The organism is Paenibacillus sp. FW101-FHT12H11, assembly GCF_058790355.1.
Genome location: NZ_JBYTCO010000002.1, coordinates 608,619 through 628,268, shown reverse-complemented (window position 1 = coordinate 628,268; position 19,650 = coordinate 608,619). Strand labels below are relative to the sequence as shown.

18 protein-coding genes are annotated in these 19,650 nt (G+C 48.4%); 9 read left to right on the top strand and 9 right to left on the bottom strand.

What is annotated here, in order from left to right; genetic code table 11:
* The first annotated feature begins 17 nt into the window (after positions 1-17).
* The 6 genes from AC3WTJ_RS08440 (at position 18) to AC3WTJ_RS08415 (ending at position 6,467) form a co-directional block, all read left to right on the top strand.
* Positions 18-548 carry a hypothetical protein gene (locus AC3WTJ_RS08440; RefSeq protein WP_157320025.1) on the top strand — a complete coding sequence of 177 codons (531 nt, stop codon included), beginning with the start codon at positions 18-20 and terminating at the stop codon, positions 546-548.
* The gene (locus AC3WTJ_RS08435; RefSeq protein ID WP_492521442.1) at positions 541-2,052 is read left to right on the top strand and encodes an AAA family ATPase; all 1,512 of its coding nucleotides are present in this window, start codon (positions 541-543) and stop codon (positions 2,050-2,052) included. The genes AC3WTJ_RS08440 and AC3WTJ_RS08435 overlap by 8 nt, the downstream gene beginning before the upstream one ends.
* Before the next feature lie 228 nt (positions 2,053-2,280).
* A complete protein-coding gene (locus tag AC3WTJ_RS08430) occupies positions 2,281-3,153 on the top strand; it encodes a 3-hydroxyacyl-CoA dehydrogenase family protein (RefSeq protein ID WP_492521441.1) in 873 nt (290 codons plus the stop codon).
* On the top strand, positions 3,150-4,358 hold the full coding sequence (locus tag AC3WTJ_RS08425) for an acetate kinase (protein ID WP_492521440.1): 1,209 nt from the start codon (positions 3,150-3,152) through the stop codon (positions 4,356-4,358). The genes AC3WTJ_RS08430 and AC3WTJ_RS08425 overlap by 4 nt, the downstream gene beginning before the upstream one ends.
* A 99-nt stretch (positions 4,359-4,457) precedes the next feature.
* Positions 4,458-5,753 (top strand): asparagine--tRNA ligase, encoded by a 1,296-nt coding sequence (asnS, locus tag AC3WTJ_RS08420; protein WP_127451466.1) that lies wholly within the window; start codon positions 4,458-4,460, stop codon positions 5,751-5,753.
* A gap of 33 nt (positions 5,754-5,786) precedes the next feature.
* The gene (locus AC3WTJ_RS08415) at positions 5,787-6,467 is read left to right on the top strand and encodes a DnaD domain-containing protein (RefSeq protein ID WP_492521439.1); all 681 of its coding nucleotides are present in this window, start codon (positions 5,787-5,789) and stop codon (positions 6,465-6,467) included.
* A 66-nt stretch (positions 6,468-6,533) separates the two neighbouring features.
* Here the strand turns inward: AC3WTJ_RS08415 and mtnB are convergent, their stop codons facing one another.
* From mtnB to AC3WTJ_RS08375, 8 genes are all read right to left on the bottom strand, one after another.
* The gene (gene mtnB / locus AC3WTJ_RS08410; protein WP_492521438.1) at positions 6,534-7,169 is read right to left on the bottom strand and encodes a methylthioribulose 1-phosphate dehydratase; all 636 of its coding nucleotides are present in this window, start codon (positions 7,167-7,169) and stop codon (positions 6,534-6,536) included.
* The gene (locus tag AC3WTJ_RS08405; RefSeq protein WP_492521437.1) at positions 7,166-7,828 is read right to left on the bottom strand and encodes a 2-hydroxy-3-keto-5-methylthiopentenyl-1-phosphate phosphatase; all 663 of its coding nucleotides are present in this window, start codon (positions 7,826-7,828) and stop codon (positions 7,166-7,168) included. The genes mtnB and AC3WTJ_RS08405 overlap by 4 nt, the downstream gene beginning before the upstream one ends.
* The gene (locus AC3WTJ_RS08400; protein ID WP_492521436.1) at positions 7,825-9,093 is read right to left on the bottom strand and encodes a 2,3-diketo-5-methylthiopentyl-1-phosphate enolase; all 1,269 of its coding nucleotides are present in this window, start codon (positions 9,091-9,093) and stop codon (positions 7,825-7,827) included. The genes AC3WTJ_RS08405 and AC3WTJ_RS08400 overlap by 4 nt, the downstream gene beginning before the upstream one ends.
* A gap of 42 nt (positions 9,094-9,135) precedes the next feature.
* The gene (gene proC / locus AC3WTJ_RS08395) at positions 9,136-10,005 is read right to left on the bottom strand and encodes a pyrroline-5-carboxylate reductase (protein ID WP_492521435.1); all 870 of its coding nucleotides are present in this window, start codon (positions 10,003-10,005) and stop codon (positions 9,136-9,138) included.
* A gap of 27 nt (positions 10,006-10,032) precedes the next feature.
* Positions 10,033-11,280 (bottom strand): glutamate-5-semialdehyde dehydrogenase, encoded by a 1,248-nt coding sequence (locus AC3WTJ_RS08390; RefSeq protein ID WP_492521434.1) that lies wholly within the window; start codon positions 11,278-11,280, stop codon positions 10,033-10,035.
* Entirely contained in the window at positions 11,273-13,006 is a 1,734-nt protein-coding gene (locus AC3WTJ_RS08385) for a proline--tRNA ligase (RefSeq protein ID WP_492521433.1), read from the bottom strand. The genes AC3WTJ_RS08390 and AC3WTJ_RS08385 overlap by 8 nt, the downstream gene beginning before the upstream one ends.
* Positions 13,007-13,036: 30 nt before the next feature.
* Positions 13,037-14,137 carry a glutamate 5-kinase gene (proB, locus tag AC3WTJ_RS08380; protein ID WP_492521432.1) on the bottom strand — a complete coding sequence of 367 codons (1,101 nt, stop codon included), beginning with the start codon at positions 14,135-14,137 and terminating at the stop codon, positions 13,037-13,039.
* 388 nt (positions 14,138-14,525) lie between these two features.
* Positions 14,526-15,728 (bottom strand): pyridoxal phosphate-dependent aminotransferase, encoded by a 1,203-nt coding sequence (locus AC3WTJ_RS08375; protein WP_492521431.1) that lies wholly within the window; start codon positions 15,726-15,728, stop codon positions 14,526-14,528.
* 155 nt (positions 15,729-15,883) lie between these two features.
* On the opposite strand from AC3WTJ_RS08375, the gene AC3WTJ_RS08370 reads away from it, so the two are divergent.
* The 3 genes from AC3WTJ_RS08370 to AC3WTJ_RS08360 all read left to right on the top strand — a co-directional run bounded on the left by AC3WTJ_RS08370 (position 15,884) and on the right by AC3WTJ_RS08360 (position 19,046).
* A complete protein-coding gene (locus AC3WTJ_RS08370) occupies positions 15,884-16,414 on the top strand; it encodes a DUF1572 family protein (RefSeq protein ID WP_157320038.1) in 531 nt (176 codons plus the stop codon).
* Between the two features lie 85 nt (positions 16,415-16,499).
* Positions 16,500-17,300, top strand: coding sequence for a carbon-nitrogen family hydrolase (locus AC3WTJ_RS08365; RefSeq protein WP_492521430.1), 801 nt, complete (start codon positions 16,500-16,502; stop codon positions 17,298-17,300).
* Positions 17,301-17,663: 363 nt separating this feature from the next.
* Positions 17,664-19,046: a glycine--tRNA ligase gene (locus tag AC3WTJ_RS08360; RefSeq protein ID WP_492521429.1), complete on the top strand. Its 1,383-nt coding sequence runs from the start codon at positions 17,664-17,666 to the stop codon at positions 19,044-19,046.
* A 54-nt stretch (positions 19,047-19,100) separates the two neighbouring features.
* Here the strand turns inward: AC3WTJ_RS08360 and AC3WTJ_RS08355 are convergent, their stop codons facing one another.
* The gene (locus AC3WTJ_RS08355; protein ID WP_492521428.1) at positions 19,101-19,592 is read right to left on the bottom strand and encodes a cysteine dioxygenase; all 492 of its coding nucleotides are present in this window, start codon (positions 19,590-19,592) and stop codon (positions 19,101-19,103) included.
* Positions 19,593-19,650 lie beyond the last annotated feature (58 nt).

The window sequence follows — 19,650 nt, the reverse complement described above, 5'->3', positions numbered from 1 at the left end:
AAGGGGGACGTTGACTGATGAAGCTACGTCTCTTACCTGTTGTACTGAGTGTAATTATTTCTGCCGGCGTATTATTCGGAGGCTGGTTCGCGTATACAAGTTTCGCTATGGAAAACCCATTATCAGATATCATTAGTAAAGTTCCCGGTGTGACAAGTTCAACGATGAAATTGGACAAAGATCGCGTTGATATAGATGTTAGTTTACAAGCGGATGCAAATTTAAGAACGGTTGTTGAGCGGATTAACAAAGATGGCGCATCGATTATTGGCAAACGTACAGTAAATATTCAAATTAAAGATAATCCGTCCGAAAAGCTTGATCAATGGTGGTCCAAAGCTTTATTTGAAGTCGCTCAAGCCATGGAAACCAAGCATTATGCAGACATCCCAACGACTCTACAAAAATATGCTTCTGATATGCCTAGTATGAAAGTTGAAAGTGAAATGGACCAAACTTATGTTTATATTCGATTGACAGATGGCGATGCCACTAAATTCATAATGCTTCCTAGATCCACGCAGATGGGAGTGTGGCCGAATGAGTAAAATTTATAAAGAGATTGGCATAGGCGCTATTCCGGTACTGCTAGTTTTCTTAATTTTCTTAGGGGTCAACATTATCCCTATTTTATTTGTCGGCGTATTGGGCATTTCATTGTTTTATATGATTAGAGGCCGCGGCGGCATTGGTATTTCCGGTGGCGGTGGTGGCGGCGATCGTAAAAGCAAAACTCGGACACCGGCGTTTCTCACGTTTGACGAGATTGGCGGGCAAGACCGGGCGAAGAAAGAATTAACCGAGGCTCTTGATTTTTTGATTAAACACGAAGAAATTAAGAAGTTGGGCATTCGTCCTCTCAAAGGGATTCTGCTGACAGGTCCTCCGGGGACCGGTAAAACATTGATGGCGAAAGCAGCAGCTCATTATACGAATTCCGTTTATTTAGCAGCTTCAGGCAGTGAGTTTGTGGAGATGTACGTCGGTGTAGGTGCAAGCCGTGTGCGTGATCTCTTTAAAGAAGCTAGAAGTCGCGCCGTAAAGGAAGGCAAGGATAACGCGATTATTTTTATCGATGAGATTGATGTTATCGGGGGTAAGCGTGACGGGGGGCAACAGCGCGAGTATGACCAAACGCTGAACCAACTGTTAACCGAAATGGATGGTATTCATACGAATGATGCTCCGCGTATTTTGATTATGGCGGCAACGAACCGGAAAGAAATGCTCGACAGCGCGCTGCTTCGTCCAGGGCGTTTTGACCGTCATATTGAGGTTGATTTACCGGATAAAAAAGGGCGTCTTTCTATTTTGAATATTCATGTGAAAAATAAGCCGTTAGCCGTTGGCGTTTCTTTAGATACAGTTGCCGAACAAACCTTCGGGTTCTCAGGTGCTCAGCTGGAAGGCGTCTTGAACGAAGGGGCCATTTATGCGATGCGTGAGGAAAAAAAGGAAATTGAGCAGCATCATTTGGCATCTGCGATTGATAAAGTCATGATGGGTGAGCGGACCGATAAGGAAACCGCGCAGGATGAGAAAGAACGCGTAGCTTACCATGAGCTGGGCCACGCTATTATCGCTGAGCTTGTGCGCCCTGGCTCGGTTTCGCAAGTAACCGTCAGCCCGCGCGGGAAAGCGCTCGGTTATGTGCGTCATAATCCTCCGAAGGACCATTATTTATACACAAAGGATTATATCGAGCAGCAAATCATGATCGCTTTAGGCGGGGCCGCGGCGGAAGAAATCTTCTATGGCGGACGCAGCACGGGCTCACGGAATGACTTTGAGCAAGCTCTTTCTATGGTGCGCAATATGATGGATTCCGGCCTGACGTCGCTAGGTATCATTGACCGTGAAATGGTTACCAAGGATCAACTGATGAAAGAGAACACAGCCATTCTTGATGCGTTAATGATCCGTACCAAGTCGCTGCTGGAGCAGCAGAGAAATGTATTTGATCATTCCTTCGCTATTTTAATGGGGGAAGAAGTCATCTCAGGCGACACGTTCCGTAAATTATTTGATGCTTCAGTTATACAAAGTGCATAAAGATTAAGACTTGAGGTTGTCCACGAAAGTAGCGAGAAATAAGCTGCTTGCGGGACAGCCTTTTTTTCTATGGGGAATTGTGTCAAAGCTCGTAAAGGTTCCGCAAGGTTTTGTGACGGGTAATGAAATCTGGAAGTAAAAATTGTATGATATGAGTGGGCTCCTTAGGTTGTATTGCCCTTCAGTTGTGAATGATAAGAATGAGCCTTAAAGAAGGAGAAATCTGGCATGGTGTTTAAAACGATTGGTGTAGTTGGCGGTGGCACAATGGGGCAAGGCATTTCTGAAATGCTTGCAGCCAGCGGCCTGGAAGTAATGCTTGTTGAGAAAACAGTAGAGAAGCTGGATCGCGCGCTCGAGCAAATCCAGGTTAGTTTAGATAAACAAATCGAACGTTGGGCTTTGACGGAAGCAGAGAAGAAGCTCATTTTGACTAAAATAAAGAAAGCGGATTCCCTGCAGGATATGGCGACATGCGATATGGTCATAGAAACCATTACGGAGGATTTGAATGCCAAGAAGCATGTTTTCTTCCAATTGAATCAAATCTGCGATCCTTCTATTATTTTAGCAACGAATACATCCACACTTAGCGTAACTGAAATTGCTGCCATCACAACCCATCCGCAAAGGGTCATTGGCCTGCATTTCTTGCATCCGGTGGCGAAAGTCAATCTCGTCGAGATCATCCGGGCGATGAAAACATCCGACGGAATCTTTGAACAAACGAGACGTTTTGTAGATGAGTTCATTCATAAAAAAGGGATTAAAGTCAATGAATCACCCGGCTTTATAACGTCGAGATTGATTTGTACGCTCATCAATGAGGCACTGCACACACTATCCGAAGGAGTAGCAACGGCTGAAGATATCGATACCGCGATGCGGATCGGATATGATTTCAAATACGGCCCATTAGAAATGTGCGATCGATTCGGCTTGGATGCTGTGCATGATGCGCTTGAAGGGATGTTCCGCGATTATGGGGACATCAAATATCGGCCATCGTTTCTACTCAAGAAAATGGTTCGTGCCGGCCATTTAGGCGTCAAAACGGGAGAAGGATTTTTCCTTTATGACAAGGATGGTGACAGGCTATGAATATTCTTGTTATTAACGCGGGTAGCTCTTCGCTCAAATATCAGCTATTTCATATGGAAGATGATACGGTTCTGGCCAAAGGCCGCGTAGAGCGGATTGGGATGGAAACCGCCATCCTGCTGCATGAACCAAAGGATAAACCGGAAGTTCACGAGGTCAGTGAAATTTTGGAGCACACCACAGCGATTCGCAAGGTGCTTGCGCTGCTCGTTCATCCTGAGCACGGCGTAATCGCGTCAGCCGCAGAGATTCATGCCGTCGGCCATCGCGTCGTTCACGGCGGTGAAAGCTTCAAGAGCTCCGTCCTCGTCGACCACGAGGTGAAACAGGAGATCAAGCGGCTCTTTGATTTGGCGCCGCTGCACAATCCGGCGCATATGCTCGGCATATCCGCCGTAGAGGCGAACATGCCGGATGTTCCTCAGGCCGTCGTGTTCGACACGGCCTTCCATCAGACCATGCCGGCGCAGGCCTACCTGTATCCGGTACCGATGGCGCTGTACCGGAAGCACAAAGTGCGCCGCTACGGGTTCCACGGCACTTCGCACAACTACGTCAGCGAACGCGCCGCAGCCTTTCTGGGCCGCCCGCTGGAGCAGTTGAAGCTCATTACCTGTCACATCGGTAACGGGGCTTCCTGCGCCGCCATAGAGGGCGGCAAGTCAGTGGATACGAGCATGGGAATGACCCCGCTCGAAGGATTGATGATGGGCACGCGCAGCGGCGATCTGGATCCTGCGATCGTGCCCTATGCGATGGGCAAGGAGGATCTGACGCTTGGCGAGATTTCGTCCATGCTGAACAAGCACAGCGGACTGCAGGCGATCTCGGGGTTATCCAGCGATATGCGGGAGATCACGGAAGCGATGGAGGCTGGAGATAAAAACGCCAAGTTGGCTTTTGACATGTACGAGTATCGCCTACGCAAGTACATCGGGGCTTACGCCGCGGCCATGAATGGTGTGGATGCCATCGTATTTACGGCAGGTGTGGGCGAAAATTCAGAGGTGCTACGCAAACGAGTTTGCGAGCATCTGACTTATCTCGGCGTCGAATTCGATGACGCCGCTAACCGCACAGGAAGAGGGTTGGAACGTCGTATTTCAACCGTAAATGCCAAAGTGCAGGTGCTGGTCATACCAACGAATGAAGAATGGGTTATCGCCAGAGACACCTATCATTTGGTTCAATCAACGACCCACTGAATCTTTGCTTGAAATAGTGTACAATAGAAAAGCGCCGAAATTAGCGACAGGGGCAACCCGGCAGGAGTAGGTTTGCACGAAAACTCAAGGAGGTACTAAATCAGTATGAAATGTACGATTGGTGAAGTTAAACATCATGTCGGCGAGTCAGTTACAATTGGCTGTTGGCTAAACAAGAAACGGTCTAGCGGTAAAATTCAATTTTTACAACTTAGAGACGGTTCAGGATATATACAAGGTGTTGTAGTGAAAAGTGAAGTCGGAGAAGACGTATGGGAAGCGGCGTCCAAGCTGACACAAGAAAGCTCGCTGTACATAACAGGCAAAGTGAAAGAGGATACGCGCAGCAAAGGCGGCTTTGAGCTTGATGTTACTGGCGTTGAGATCATTCAAGTAACAGAAGAATATCCAATCACGCCGAAGGAGCATGGCGTCGATTTCTTGATGGATAACCGCCATCTGTGGATTCGCAGCCCGCGTCAACGTGCGGTTCTCGTCATTCGCGCGCAGATTATTCAAGCCGTTCAGCAATTTTTCAATGATCGCGGCTTCCATCTGGTAGATCCGCCGATTCTGACGCCTTCCTCCTGTGAAGGTACGACGAATTTGTTCCACACCAAATACTTTGATGAAGATGCCTTCCTGACGCAAAGCGGACAGCTGTATATGGAAGCGGCTGCGATGGCGCTTGGTCGCGTGTATTCATTTGGCCCTACGTTCCGTGCAGAAAAGTCGAAAACAAGAAGACATCTGATTGAGTTCTGGATGATTGAGCCGGAAATGGCTTTCGTAGACCATGCAGAAAACCTTGAAGTCCAAGAGCAGTTCGTATCTCACATCGTACAAACGGTACTCAAAAACTGTGCGCAAGAGCTGGAAACCTTAGAGCGCGACACGTCCAAATTGGAGAAAATCAAAGGCTCCTTCCCGCGTATTACGTACGATCAAGCCGTTGAATTCCTGCAAAAGAACGGCCATGAATTCGAGTGGGGCGAAGATTTCGGAGCGCCGCATGAGACAGCTATTGCCGCAGAGTATGAAACACCTGTGTTCATTACGCATTGGCCAACGGAAATTAAAGCTTTTTACATGAAACCAGATCCTAGCCGTCCGGAAGTCGTATTATGTGCGGATATGATTGCTCCTGAAGGGTATGGGGAAATCATCGGAGGCAGCCAGCGGATTGATGATCCGGAATTAATGGAACAACGCTTCCAAGAGCATGATCTGCCGAAAGAAGCCTACCAATGGTATCTCGATCTGCGGAAGTACGGAACTGTGCCGCATTCCGGTTTCGGCCTAGGTCTTGAACGTACCGTTGCTTGGATTTGCGGTCTGGATCACGTTCGCGAAACGATTCCATTCCCACGTTTGTTATACCGTCTATATCCGTAATCCGTTATCAACCAAAGGTAGAAAGGAGACCGGATGAGTAAATCGTTCCATACACAGCAGCAGATCGAGGCCGTCCTATTGGCCAGCTTCCAGGAGGGCAGCGTCGCGGTACCGCTTCTTCTGCTGAAGAACTATCGTGCCCTCCAGTTAAGCGAAGTTGAGGTCATGACGCTAATCCATCTCATTTCCTTTTTGGATAAGGAAAAGTACGATTTTCCAACCCCGGATGAGATTCAATCCCGCATGTCGGCTTCTCCTGATCTGGTCATTGCCAGCTTGCAGAAGTTGATCCATGAGCAATTCATTACTATTGATGAAGACATGGAAGTATCGACGGGGATTAGGAGTGAGAGATACAATCTTACTCCGCTTTACCGTAAGTTAGCCAAACAGGTAGCTGAGCAAGAACTGGCTAAGTTATCGGCGGTGCGCACATCATTGCCGACCGATGAGGGAGCCAGGAACATTTTCACTACGTTCGAAAAAGAGTTTGCACGTCCATTAACACCGATGGAGCTGGAAACGATCAGCGGATGGTTAGACAAGGATCAATACAAGGAAGAGCTCATTATGACGGCATTGAAGGAAGCAGTTTTTGCCGGCAAGGTCCATTTCCGATACATTGACCGCATTCTGCTGGAATGGAGCCGCAATCGCGTGGGCACCGTGGATCAAGCGAAGGAATATTCACAACGTTTCAGGCAATCAAGATAAAAAGAAGAGGCTGTCTCTTTGGTCATTTCAGACCTTGGAGACAGCCTCTTTAGTTTATTAAGCTTATTATTTATTCAACAAATGAGAGCGATATACGTACTCAAACAGGAATTCGAAAGCTTCCAAGTGACGTTTAGCCTCGAACGCATTCGCGCCCCATGCATAAATACCATGCTTGCGCAGAACGATTCCAGGAATCCGTGGGACGATGGCATCTTCAACGAGCGCGGCAATGCGTGGAATTTCTGCATAGTTCGGTAAAATCGGAATCTCAATTTGAGCTTCTTCATCCCAGATGTTGAAGGCTTTGATCAGCTCAACGCCGTCGACAGGAATGCTTTTACGCTCCCAATAAAGCTCTGAAACCAAGTTGTTGAAAATGGTATGCACATGAAAAATAGCGCCAGCGCCCGTTAAGCGATAAATCTCGCTATGGATCAGCGTTTCAGCCGAAGGCTTCAGGCTTGTTGCTTCCGTAGCTCCCCCTTTTTCATTAACAAGGAGGAAATCTTCCGGCGTCTGCACGGATTTATCTTTGCCGCTTGACGTAATGGCGAAAGTGAATTGCTCAGGCTCGAAGCCGCCTACACGAACGGATAAATTGCCGCTTGTCGCCGGAAACCAGCCTCTTGCAGCCAAATTGGCTTTAATCTCACGCAGTTCAGCGAATGCTCGTTGTTTTTCTTCCAGTAAAATACTCATGCTACAGGTTCAGCCTCCAATTGCTTCATAATATCGAAGAAGTTCTCGAATGGGTAATACGAGTATCCGAGCTTCTCACACATCTCGACAAGATGGGAGCGTGCAAAAATCGTATCGACCAGCTTAGCTCCTTCGAAATCCGTAACGCTATCTCCGATGATGATTCGCTCATACCGATTGGCATCATAGGAACGAATGATACTTGTTTTACACATGCCACAGTCCGTTTGGCAATGCTCATCACATTTGTTAGGCCACAGTATTTCAATGACGCTGCCCTCGAACGTGGAGGCATTGCTATAAATGTTCTCATGTGGAATCGGAAAAGGCTTCAGCAACGGGTAAATAAAGAAATCGATGCCTCCGCTTGTAATTAATAGCTTGATATTTTGTTCTTTACAATAGTCGACGAATTCCTTGAAGCCGTCCCGAATGACGGCATTGCTGATGGCATAGTCAACAATTTCATCCTTGCGCGAAGTGGGCAGCAGGGCGAACATGTCGCCGACGCCTTGACGAATAGATATGCTTTTATTCAAAATGCGTTCTACAATTACGTCCCAACCTGGCGGGTTAAAATGTTTCATGATCGCCACAATGTTATCATTTACGGTAATGGTTCCGTCAAAATCGCAAAAAATGATGCGTTCCTTACTCATTCTCTAATCCCCCAAGTGTCAATAGCTGTTTGTAATTCTGGATGTGTTTGGGCGTAATCGCGAAGGTGTATCCCTTGCAGAGTTGCGTCTATAGCTTGGCGGAATGCTCGCCCTCCGGCGATTGTACCAAGCGGATGGCCGTGAATGCCTCCGCCTGCATTCACAATCACGTCGTGACCGAAGTCTCTTAGAATGAGAGGGACCAAGCCCGGGTGTATACCCGCAGACGGTACAGGGAAAGAAGCAGCCAGTTTCAAATGAGCGTCTGCCGGAGCGTTGTAGCTGTAATCGGTATGTAGATCATTTGTTAACAGGACTTGTTTAATGGCTAGGTTTTCTTCTCTCGGCATAACCACAGAACCGTAAGGAGAAGGGAATAACACCAGATCTGCTCCAGCTAGACGCATCAATTTACCAAGCAGCACAGAAGGGGAGATTCCGTAGTGCGGTGAAGGATACGTTGCACCAGCCATGGCCGGATGCGCCATAATTGGAATCGTAATCTCCGGGTCAGCGCTTAGCTCATGCAAAACGTCGAAGCCGTAGGCCAATACATTGAATAATAGGGCGTTAGCTCCTGCACGGATCGCTTTTTTGGCTTGCGCAGCCAGTTTCGAAGTAGGGCCCGTCAAATTCACGGCGTACAGCAACTTCTGGCCGGTTTCTTTGGATGCCTGCGCTGCCGCTTCCATGCAGATTTCAATCCGCTTCTCCAACGGAGTTAACGGATTTTCAAATAAAATCTCATCGTCCTTGATTAAATCCACGCCGCCTGCCGCTTGCAAATAAAATTGTTCGCGCAGAGCCGGCAGCTCATAGCCGACAACGGATTTAAAGATGCTCATCAGCAATGGACGGTCATGCACGCCAAGAAGGTCGCGCACGCCTTGCATCCCGAACTTCGGTCCGGAGAAGCCAGCAAGGAAGTCAGTGGAGAATTTCAAGTCAATCAGTTTAATTTTGCCGTCCATGGATAGTTTGCCGAAAACGGTGACTAACAGCGCAGGGATATCGCGGCTGAAATTGACGTCAGGATAAGCGATCGTAATGTCCGCATAGCGCGCAGAGATAGACTCTCCAGGAGCGGGCTCGTGAACCTCCACGGCAATCACTTTGCCCAAATGTTTTTCCATTTGCGCCTTCTGAGCCTCAGGCAATTCCGTCCATGAGCCGACGGTCAGGCCGACAGCGATGCCCGTTGCTTTTTTATGAAAATCGGCTTTCTCATCGAAACTCCGATATGTGGCTAAACAATATGCACTCATCGTAAATGTTCACCTGCTTTGCTAGAATAAAACCTCGTTCATTCAGGACGTTTTGCTCACTGGGCTTGGGGCTGCGATTTGCTCGCCCATTTCTTTGGCCCGTTCAGCCGAGCGGAATACGGCCTTGGTAATAGCTTCTGTAAATTGGTAATGATCCAACGCTTCAATGGAGGCCTGCGTAGCACCATTCGGGGATGTTACTTTACGGCGAAGCTCAGCCGGATCTTCTTGGGTATGCTGGACCATATGAGCGGCGCCAAGCACGGTTTGCAGGGTTAACTGGCGGGAATCTTCTTCGGTTAGGCCGCCTTCGATGCCAGCTTTGATCATGGCTTCCATGAAATAGTAGACGTAGGCAGGGCCGCTGCCGGATACGCCGGTAAGAATTTCTAGCTTCTCTTCTTCAACAATGGATACAATCCCCACCGCTTCGAACATTTGGGTTGCGAGCTGCTTGAATGTATCATTCACGTTTGCGGAGAAGCTCATTCCTGTAGCACCCAATCCAATCGTTGAGGAAGTGTTCGGCATTGTGCGAGTGATCGCCATCTTCGAATCCAGTAATACTTCCATTTTGGCGATGGATAGGCCGGCAATGACGGAAACGAGCAGCTGATTTTCATTCAAAAGCGGCTTCAGATCCTCAAATGCGGTCACAACATCTTTGGGTTTCATACAAAGCACGACGACATCTGCTTGGCGCAGGTAAGCTTCTTTGGTAGCAGGATCGGATGTGGCTTGCAGGCCATACTCAGAACGAAGAAAAGCTAATCGGTCTTGATCAGAACGGTTCATCACATAAATATGCTGTGGATTGGCTACTTTGGTTTGAATCAGTCCTCGGATAATGGCTTCCGACATGGAGCCTGCACCGACAAAAGCAATTTTGGCTTGGGATAAAGTTGTGGACATCGTACATTCCTCCTCAAATTGGTTGAACTATTGACGTATTTGACCGTTTCCGTAGATACGGTATTTGGTTGAAGTTAAGGCAGGCAGACCCATCGGTCCGCGAGCGTGCAGTTTTTGAGTCGAGATGCCGATTTCCGCACCGAATCCGAATTCAAAGCCATCTGTGAAACGCGTCGAGGCATTGTGGTAAACCGCAGCCGCATCGACTTCCTGCAGGAATCTCTCCGCATTGGCGGCATCTTCCGTCACAATACACTCGGAATGCATCGTGCCGAATTGGCGAATGTGGTCAAGCGCTTCATCCAAATCTTTGACCACTTTGACATTAAGAATGTAGTCGCCGTATTCCGTTCCCCAATCTGCCGACGCAGCTGTCTGCATGCTGGAGACCAGATCTCTGGCATGATTGTCTCCTCTAAGCTCGACATTAGCGGCTGTGAAAGCTTCCGCGATCGCGTTCAAATGTTTGGCTGCCACAGCTTCATGTACGAGCAGAGTTTCCATCGAATTGCAAACGGAAGGACGTTGAGCTTTGGCATTAAGCCCTATAGAGATAGCCATTTCAAGCTGTGCGCTTTCGTCAATAAAAGTATGACATACACCTGCTCCTGTTTCAATGACAGGGACGGAGGCGTTATTGACAACATTTTGAATAAGTGAGTGGCCGCCTCTTGGGATGAGAACGTCGATAAGGCCGTTCAGTTTCAGCATTTCATCTACTGAACTGCGATCTGCACTTAAGATCAATTGTAGGGCGTCAGCTGGTATAGCGGAGCGTTTTAGTGCGCCATGCAGAACCTCGACGATTTTCTCATTGGAAAATAGAGCGGAAGAGCCGCCACGCAGCACAACAGCGTTGCCTGTTTTGAGGCACAATCCTGCGGCATCCACGGTAACATTGGGTCTAGCTTCATAGATGATGCCGATCACGCCAAGCGGAACACGAATTTTGCGAATGCGAAGACCATTTGGACGTTCAAAATCTTCGAGCGTATCCCCGATTGGATCGGGTAATTCAGCGATTTGACGCAATCCTTCAGCGATGGCGGCAATCCGGGACTCGTTAAGAGCAAGACGGTCAAGCAGGGAAGCGCTGGTGCCCAGCTGCTTGCCACGCTCCAAATCCTTGGCATTTGCTTCGATAATAGCTTGTTGCTCAGTAACAAGGGCATCTGCCATAAGCAGCAACGCTGCGTTTTTCTGTTCCGTTGTGAGATTGCCCATGGTTTGGGCAGCTTGTTTGGCTAATTTGGACTTTTGAACGACTTCACTCATGGGAAGATCGACCTCCTGTTTGGAAAAAAGTTTGGCAGTGCGCAATGATTTGTTCAGCCGTAAGTTCATATTGATCTCCGCTGAGGCGTTCTTTACATTCCACGATATGTTCGGCAGCTTTCTTTCCTACTGTAATGCGAAGCGGAAAGCCTAACAAGTCGGCATCGTTGAACTTCACGCCAGGACGTTCTTCACGATCATCCCAGAGGACGGAATAGCCGGCATCGGTCAATGATTTGTAAATCTCTGTGGATAACTTCATCTGAATCTCGTCCTGCACATGGACCGTGAGGAGATGAACGGCGAATGGAGCAACAGATGCCGGCCAAATGATGCCACGCTCATCATAATTTTGTTCGATAATGGCGGCCAGCACACGGGAAACGCCAATCCCGTAGCAGCCCATAATGATGGACTCGGAAGCACCGTTCTCGTCACTGAACGACGCGCCTAGCGAACGGCTGTATTTAGTTCCCAGTTTGAACACGTGACCGACCTCAATGCCTTTGGCAAAAGAGAGTTCATGTCCACAAGTTAGACAGTGCTCGCCTTCGGTAACATTTCGCAAATCATAATAGGCCAGGCGGGCAAGATCTCGCTCAACTTGGACATGCGTGAGGTGATAATCGGCTTCGTTGGCACCGATGACAGCGTCCTGCATGCCGAATACGGAGGAGTCAGCAATGATCTTAACGTTCTGAAGTCCAAGCGGTCCGATGAATCCAGCTATAGAACCTAATTGTTGAATGCCTGCTTCAGATAGCATAGTGAAATCTGTAACGTCTAAGGCATTTTTTAATTTAATTTCATTGACTTCACAATCACCGCGAAGGAGAACAATCACCGGTTCTCCATTCGCTTCAATTGCGATGGATTTAATGATTTGCTTAGGCGAGATTTGAAGGAACTCGCTAAGCTGTTTAATGCTGGTCACTTGTGGGGTATGCACTTTTTGAGGTTCGGGATGCAGGCCTGATTGATTGCTTACTGTATCAACTGGCGTCGGCAATTGACCAACTGCTTTCTCCAAATTGGCTGCATACTGACAGGAAGGGCAATGAACGATGGTATCTTCCCCAATGTCGGCTAGCGCCATGAACTCATGGGTATCCGTACCGCCAATTGCTCCGGAATCCGCTTCAACCGCCCGAAAATTTAACCCGCAACGCGTGAAGATGCGATGATAAGCCTTGTACATGCTCTCATAACTTTCATCGAGTCCGCTCTGTGACCGATCGAAGGAATAGGCATCCTTCATAAGAAACTCACGTCCGCGCAGCAGGCCGAATCTAGGTCTTCGTTCATCCCGGTATTTCGTTTGAATTTGATAAAGCGTGACAGGGAGTTTTTTATAGGACTGAATTTCGTCCTTCACAATCGTTGTAATCACTTCCTCATGGGTCGCCCCTAGAGCAAACTCACGCCCATGCCGGTCTTCCAAACGCATTAGTTCGGGTCCATAGACGTCCCAACGACCGGAAGCTTTCCATAATTCGGAGGGATGAAGCGCTGGCATGAGCATCTCTTGCGCCCCGGCGGCGTCCATCTCTTCCCGAACGATGGTTTGGATATGTTGAAGGGCTTTAAGCCCCAATGGCAGATAGGAGTAAATACCGCTGGATAACTGGCGGATCAGTCCCGCCCGCAGCATCAGTTTGTGGCTAGTAACTTCGGCATCACCCGGGACATCTCGTAAAGTCGGGATCAGCATGCGTTGTTGTCTCATTAGTGGTGTGCCTCACTTTCATTAATCAATTTAAGCAAGAGGAACCCATTCATCTCGGTGAATGACTTCAATTCTTGCCACTTCGACGCGCTTCTGGACTTCTTCGGTTGATAATCCTGCTGCTGCTTGTATTTGCCAAGCCGCGTAGTTGACAACACCGCGTCCGAGCAGCGAACCTTCGTTGCTGAGCACTTCCACCACGTCGCCGGGGTGGAAGTCCCCGGTAGCTCCAATAATACCGGCGGGGAGGAGGCTCTTGCCGCCGCTCATCAGGGCCGATCTCGCGCCAGGATCGACGAGGATTTGGCCTTGGGGCAGCGAGTGGAAGCCTACCCATTGTTTCTTCACCGGCAGATTGTTCAGCGCCGTGTCGAAGTACGTGCCCTTGCCGCTGCCGCCAACGGCCATCGGCAGATCGCTGGGCTCCAGCACGCGCCCGATAAAGACCGGCACGCCCCCGCGCATCGCGATGCGGGCGGCTTCAACCTTCGAGCGCATGCCGCCGGTGCCGACCGCGCTCCCTGAACCTCCAGCGAAGCTGAACAGCTCGTCGCTGATGGCGGCTACGCGATCGATACGCTGAGCGTTCGCGTTCTTGCGGGGATCGTCCGTGTACAGGCCGTCCATATCTGTAATGATGATCAATTTGCTGGCCTTCACCAAATTGCCCACCAAGGCTGACAAAGTATCATTGTCGCCGAATTTAAGCTCATCCACCGAGACGGTGTCATTCTCGTTGATAATCGGGACGACGCCGCGCTGCAGCAGCTCGTCGATCGTCATCAGCGCGTTCTGGACGCGCTTGCGGTTGGAGAAGTCGTACCGGGTCAGCAATATTTGCGCCACGCTGACGCCGTGGGACGCAAATGCTTCATGGTACGCCTGCATGAGCAGTGCCTGCCCTACGGCAGCCGCAGCTTGCTTCTCGTGCAGCACCTTGGGCCGCGTGCGGTACCCAAGGGAGGTGAAGCCTGCGGCTACTGCGCCGGATGTCACGAGCAGGACCTGGTTGCCGTCCTTCTGCAATTGCGCCAGTTCCGATGCGAAAAAGCGGATTTTATCGGGATTTAAACCACCCGTATCTGAAGTTAAAGAAGAACTGCCGATTTTCACGACGATGCGCTGTGTCATTACGATCCCATCCTTTGTTTGAGCAATATGTAAATAATGGATATAAAAAAAGACTCCCGTCCTCATAATATAAGGACGAAAGTCTGTAGCTTCCGCGGTACCACCTTAGATTGGCGCACGCCAAAAAGGCTGCACCCAACTCTGGATTCCCTGGATAACAGCAGGGGACTGTTCAACTCATCGTTGACGGTTCAGGGGCGGGTTCGGAATCGGTTCACGGCAAGCTCTCTCAGTCGGTGGAGCTTACTCTCTGTTTACGTGCTGATCGTTCCTACTATTCCCATCATAACATTGCGATATAGAAGTTTTGGAAGACTTCCTTTTTTGGTTCTATATAGAATAGCACGGGGTACAAGCGTTTGTAAAGAAGCAGATGCCTCTAGTTTTACTAGCCGAACAGGTTCAGCTTTCCAATACGCTGTACAGCTTCTGCTAATCTTTCTTCCGAAGATAAGAGCCCAAGACGTACATAACCCTCGCCATGTGTACCAAAGCCAATGCCTGGTGCGACGACCACTTTTGCCTCCTGAAGTAGTAGATCAGCAAGGCTTTGCGACGTGTGTCCCTTCGGAACCGGCAGCCAAGAGAAGAAGGAGCCTTGGGAAGGACGGGCATTCCAGCCAATGTTCGCGAGAGCGGTGTACAAAGCATTACGACGACTTTCATAGACATCTCTAAGCTCGCTGACGCAATCTTGGGAAGCAGTAAGGGCCGTTGCCGCAGCAGCTTGAATGCCGCCGAACAAGGAGCAATAGTAATGATCCTGCATTAAGTTGATGAGGCGGATGACTTCCTTGTTACCCAGCGCAAAACCTACGCGCCAGCCAGCCATGTTATACGTTTTGGAAAGAGTATAAAACTCGATGCCAACTTCTTTGGCGCCAGGCGTCTGTAGGAAGCTAATTGGTTTCTCACCGTCAAACCCAATGGCACCGTAAGCAAAATCACTGGCTACGACCACGCCGCTCTTCTGCGCGAATTGGACCGTTTCTTCATAGAAGGAAGCGGGTGCTGTAGCGCCAGTCGGATTGTTCGGATAGTTGATGAACATGAGTTTCGCGCGGTCCAAATCCGCTTGCTTCAATGCCGAGTAATCCGGAAGAAAGTTATTTTCTTCTCGCAAAGGCATGAAAGCCATCTCCGCTCCGGCTAATGCGACACCTGACCAATAGTCGGGATAACCCGGGTCAGGCACGAGGCAAACATCGCCAGGATTCAATAAGCACTGAGCGATCTCGATGAGTCCTGTTTTGCCGCCGAAAAGAATGGCGACCTCTGTATCCGGATCCAGATCAACCTGATGATCTTCTTTATAACGCTGTGCAATCGCTTGTTTCAGAAATGGAAAACCACTGAAAGGCGGGTATTTATGATACAAAGGATTGGCGGCTGCTTCCTGCATCGAAGCTACGATATGAGGCGGCGTTGGGCGATCCGGGTTGCCTTGTCCCAGATTGATGACATCATGTCCTAAGGCAATTTGTTCGTTCGCTTTGCCTACGAGCGTAGCAAAAAATTGGGTAGGCAAACCTTTCATACGTTCAGCAGGCTGTATGGGGAAAGCACTTGTTTGTGTAGATAGCGTAGTCACGGTTTTAATTCACACTCCGGAGGTCGGGATTTTAATTAATAACCTAAATGTAACATGATTAGTCTATTTTTCATAGTGATGAAAAAAATCGATTTTACAATGGACTAGTCTTATCATACAGTTAATTCAAAAGCTGTGGAAAGGTGATGAGAGCTATGTCAGACCAATCACAAGTTGCTCAAGTTTTTTTGCAGGAGTCGATTCGTGCTTTTGAGAGTATGAAAAAACTGGCAGATCAAGCATTTGCGCAGGCGGCGGATGAGCATTTCTATCAAACCTTGGATGAAGAGTCGAATTCTTTGGAAGTGTTGATCAAACACATGCATGGGAATATGTTATCCCGTTGGGTTGATTTTCTAACATCGGACGGGGAAAAGGAGACGCGGGAGCGCGACATGGAATTCGAGAGCAGCCGTTACTCGCGGGAGGAGCTTCTTTCTTTGTGGGAAGAAGGATGGAAAGTGCTTTTTGATGCCTTGCATTCCCTAACTCCTGAGGATGTTTTGCGCATCATTCGCATTCGCGGACAAGAGCATACGGTCATTCAAGCCATTCAGCGACAGGTTTCTCATTATGGTTACCATGTGGGACAAATTGTTTTCTTGAGCAAACACTTGGCCAGCCAACAAGGCTGGAAAACGCTTAGCATAGCAAGAGGTCAATCGAAAGCTTTCAGGCCGTCTTAAGCCAGCACTTGGGTTCAAACCGATTTTCGATTATGATGGATAACAGAAATGGCTATTTTCGCCCACTGGAAGGAGTATTTACAGTATGTCAGAATCCAAACAGCTTCACTTGGTACTCATTCAAATGGATATCACGATCGGTGAACCAGATAGGAACTTTGCCCGATTGGAGATGTTGCTCCAAGAGGCTGTGCAAAACGATCCGAAACCGGATGTCATCGTTTTTCCTGAGATGTGGAACACCGGCTATGCCTTAACGGAGATTCAGCAGCTTGCTGATGTGAACGGGGAGCGGACAAAAGCGCTATTGAGCAATTTTGCTAAAGCGAACCATGTGAATATTATTGGCGGTTCGATTGCCGATAAAAAAGAAGATCGTGTGTTGAACACGATTTATGCGTTTGATCGCGAAGGGGCGGAAATTGCGGAGTATTCCAAAATTCATTTGTTCCGTTTGATGGACGAAGAGAAATTTCTGCACAGCGGCGACCAGTTAGGCCGGTTTGAGCTCGAAGGCGTACCGGCTGGCGCCATGATTTGCTACGACATCCGTTTCCCGGAGCTGGCACGCAAATTAGCGCTGGATGGCGCTAGAATTTTATTCGTTCCTGCCGAGTGGCCTCATCCGCGACTGCATCACTGGCGCACACTGCTTATGGCTAGAGCGATTGAGAATCAAATGTACGTCGTTTCTTGCAATCGTGTCGGAACGAGCGGGACAACGAGCTTCTTCGGACATTCCATGGTCATTGACCCTTGGGGCGAAGTGCTTGTGGAAGGCGATGAGAACGAAGCGATTCTGCACGCAACGATTGATCTGGAGGAAGTAGTGCGTGTAAGGGCCAAAATTCCGGTCTTCGAGGACCGCCGTCCACATTTATATTAATTTTATTGAAATAGGCGGTAAGCATTTGATTTTTTGTCGGTTTTTCTGTAAACTAAAGCCAATTGAATGATCAATTGCGGCAGTGAAGGATGAATAGTACTTGAACAACTTCTTGTTCAGCGAGCTGGGGACGGTGGGAGCCCAGACAGAAGCTCAAGGAAAAGGCTATCCGGAGCCGATACGATAAAGGGGATACAGGCTTTTACAGGTGTATCAACTAGGGTGGAACCGCGGGTGCGTAAGGCTCTCGTCCCTAGGCATGATTTGATGCCTTTGGATGTGGAGCTTTTTTTGCGTGCTCATATCCAAACGGACGTCTAAGGGCTTAGCCCCATTTTGATAAACTGAAGGAGCGAATGAACAATGAGTGTTACTATGGATCAAGTTGTCGCATTAGCAAAGCACAGAGGTTTTGTATTCCCGGGTTCTGAAATTTATGGCGGTTTGGCCAACACATGGGATTACGGCCCGTTAGGTGTTGAGTTGAAAAATAATATCAAACGCGCTTGGTGGAAAAAATTCGTTCAGGAATCCCCGTACAACGTAGGTCTTGACGCTGCCATTTTGATGAATCCACAGGCATGGGTCGCTTCCGGTCACGTAGGAAACTTCAACGATCCGATGATTGATTGCAAAAACTGTAAAGCGCGCCACCGTGCGGATAAGCTGATTGAGAACAAACTAGCTGAAAAAGACATCGAAATCATCGTAGACGGTATGACGTTCGATGATATGATGAAGCTGATTGTTGAGCATAACATCGTTTGCCCGGATTGCGGCAGTAAAGATTTCACAGATATCCGTCAGTTCAATCTGATGTTCAAAACGTTCCAAGGCGTAACAGAAGCAAGCTCCAACGTTGTTTACCTACGTCCTGAAACAGCTCAAGGTATTTTTGTTAACTTTAAAAATGTACAGCGCACGATGCGTAAAAAGCTGCCATTCGGTATCGGCCAAATCGGTAAAAGCTTCCGTAATGAAATCACGCCAGGTAACTTTACGTTCCGTACACGTGAATTTGAACAAATGGAGCTTGAGTTCTTCTGCAAACCGGGCGAGGATATGAAGTGGTTCGAGTACTGGAGAAGCTTCTGCCACAACTGGCTGCTGTCACTGGGCGCGAAAGATGAGAACCTTCGCTTGCGTGACCATAATGAAGATGAGTTGTCTCACTACAGTAATGCTACGACTGATATTGAGTACAAATTCCCGTTTGGTTGGGGCGAGCTTTGGGGTATTGCGGATCGTACGGATTTCGATTTGAAACAGCACATGGAGCATTCCGGTGAAGATTTCAACTATATCGATCAAGAAACGAATGAGCGTTATGTTCCTTATTGCATCGAGCCGTCCCTTGGTGCGGACCGTGTAACGTTGGCGCTGTTGATTGACGCGTTCGAAGAGCAAAAGCTGGAAGGCGACGACAGCCGTACTGTGCTTCACTTCCACCCTGCCCTTGCTCCGATCAAGGCGGCTATTTTCCCGCTTTCCAAAAAGTTGAATGATGGCGCGCAAGCCGTTTTTGCTGATCTGGCGAAACATTTCATGGTGGACTACGATGATACAGGTTCAATTGGTAAAAGATATCGCCGTCACGATGAAATCGGTACGCCGTTCTGTATCACGTACGATTTCGAGTCCGAGACGGATGGTCAAGTAACGGTACGTGATCGTGACACGATGGAACAAACGCGGATGCCAATTTCAGAGTTAAAAGCATTCATCGAGAATTCCCTACAGTTTTAATATAAAAAGGCTGGCCATTAAGGTAGATAAACCTTGTGGTCAGCCTATTTTTTATTAAATGACGTAATCGAGAACTTCACTGTATGGCAAATAACGATGAACGTCAGTAAGCGGTGGACTATAGACATGAATGGATACGGCGGGCTCATGGAACGGATTGCTCAGCTGATGGATTTGATCCTTCGGAGCTGTAAAATAATCGCCTGTTCGAATCAAATCATCGCTGTGAACAACCGGGTAACCTTCCGTGTCCAGATGGAATTTGGAATTGACAATATGGCCTTGAACCAAGCAGGCAGCTCCTATCGAAGCTCCGTGATTATGAATGGCTGTTGCGGCCGAAGCGGGAATATGGATGATAATGACTTCAAGCTCTTTCGTGCTATAAATGACATTGCGGCCATAAGCGAGATTCAGGGGTTCAGTTTTATGATCAGGCACCTCGTGAAATAAGCTGTTAACGGACTGAAGTGCAGATTTTAGTTGTTCCAATGAGGGTTCTTGCAATTTACAGAATGACTGCTCAATTGCTTCTACTAACATCATGGTTTCCGCCTCCTAGGCACTTGGTATCTCTTTATCAAAATTAATTAGAGAAACGATA